Here is a 1,406-nt window from a genome sequence, read left to right as displayed (position 1 = left end):
TTAAATAATGACTAAGAAAAAATCAGATTGTTATTTATGTAATAGACAAGATATTATTTGTCCTAAACATAAAGAATAATATGAAAAAACAAACTAAGTTATATAAACAGAGATTAGAGTGTTTAGTTAATGTTATACATCAATGTTTACCTACTAAAATACCATTATTTATGTTAAGAAAAGCAATTAAATTGTATCTTAGTCATAAAGTTATTGATATTGGCGTTATGGAAGAACAACATTTTAAATTATTAGTAAAACAAATAAAAAATTATATGTTAAATATAGAAAGTAAAGGTRATAATTAATGACCGTTTTTGCAACAATTATTTTAGTAATTACAATGTTAATGTTATTAGTTTTTTTAACAATTAATACGATATTTAAATTTAAAAATAAGTATTTAATTTGTCCGCATTGTTCTAAAAAAGTAGAATTTAAAGAATGGGGAAAACGAAAAATTAAAAAAGCAGATAAGTCTGTTGAATAAGTTAATATCAATCAAATACCTTCGCAAGTATAAAAATTGATTTTAGTTTTTAGTGTTAATTACTAAAATCAAGGTTAGAGTATGCGAAGGTTTTATTATTAATAGAAAGTATTTTAAGTGAGGTGTTATTAATGAATTTAAATTTATTAACGGGCGATGCTGATGTTATTAARCAAATAGCGGATTTTGCTGCTATTCTTGCTAATTGAGCGATTGCTTTTACTAACTGATTTATTACTTTTTTAGGGTCACATATGTTATTAATTATTCCGTTAGTTTTAATGTTTGTGGTTTTRGGAATTGAAACAATCAGAAAGTTAATTCATGGATATTAATATTTAATAATAAACTCTAATCTTGATTTTAGTAATTAACATTTAGGAAAGGAATAAGAAAAATGCAAAGTKTATGAGATTTATATTATGAATTTATGACAATTATTTTCGGAGTTAATCATCCCGTTATTTTAGATATTGTTATATTTGTTGTATTTTTAATACTTGTTTTTGGGATGTTATTTTTAATTTTAAGTTGTATTTTTAGGTGGATAAAATAATGGACTGAAATACTTTTTTGCAACGAGTATATCAAGGACTTTTACAGATTTTTTATTTTATTCCGAAAACTGAAATTGATAACTTTGTTGGTAGTTCTATTGATAATATTACTTATTCAGTGATTATGATAGGTATTTGATTAGTAGTATTTTTCTTAATTTGATTATCAATATTTATTTTATATAAAACAATTAGATTGGTGGTGTAGATATATGTTTAAAAATTATTTTAATTTATTTAGAAGACAAAAAAATATTAAGTTTTCTTATTGATATGTAAATTGATTTATGGCAAATATTTTGTTCTATTTTTTTATTGTTTGTTTTAATTTACAGTTTATATATTTTAGTTCTACATCA

The 1,406-nt window shown here is 21.7% G+C and carries 4 protein-coding genes; all 4 read left to right on the top strand.

Annotated features, from left to right (window positions below; all coding sequences use genetic code 4):
* Window positions 1–80: 80 nt before the first annotated feature.
* The 4 genes from C6B38_RS03905 (at window position 81) to C6B38_RS03890 (ending at window position 1,255) form a co-directional block, all read left to right on the top strand.
* Entirely contained in the window at window positions 81–308 is a 228-nt protein-coding gene (locus C6B38_RS03905; protein ID WP_105298727.1) for a hypothetical protein, read from the top strand.
* Window positions 308–490, top strand: coding sequence for a hypothetical protein (locus tag C6B38_RS03900; protein ID WP_071937758.1), 183 nt, complete (start codon window positions 308–310; stop codon window positions 488–490). The genes C6B38_RS03905 and C6B38_RS03900 overlap by 1 nt, the downstream gene beginning before the upstream one ends.
* A 131-nt stretch (window positions 491–621) precedes the next feature.
* The gene (locus C6B38_RS03895) at window positions 622–825 is read left to right on the top strand and encodes a hypothetical protein (protein WP_071937734.1); all 204 of its coding nucleotides are present in this window, start codon (window positions 622–624) and stop codon (window positions 823–825) included.
* A 220-nt stretch (window positions 826–1,045) separates the two neighbouring features.
* Window positions 1,046–1,255, top strand: coding sequence for a DUF2649 family protein (locus tag C6B38_RS03890; protein WP_105298726.1), 210 nt, complete (start codon window positions 1,046–1,048; stop codon window positions 1,253–1,255).
* Window positions 1,256–1,406 lie beyond the last annotated feature (151 nt).

Source organism: Spiroplasma sp. ChiS, assembly GCF_002968355.1.
Classification (GTDB): Bacteria; Bacillota_I; Bacilli_A; order Mycoplasmatales; family Mycoplasmataceae; genus Spiroplasma; species Spiroplasma citri.
The sequence above is the reverse complement of the archived record's forward strand: the minus strand, read 5'-3'. Positions and strand labels throughout refer to the sequence as shown.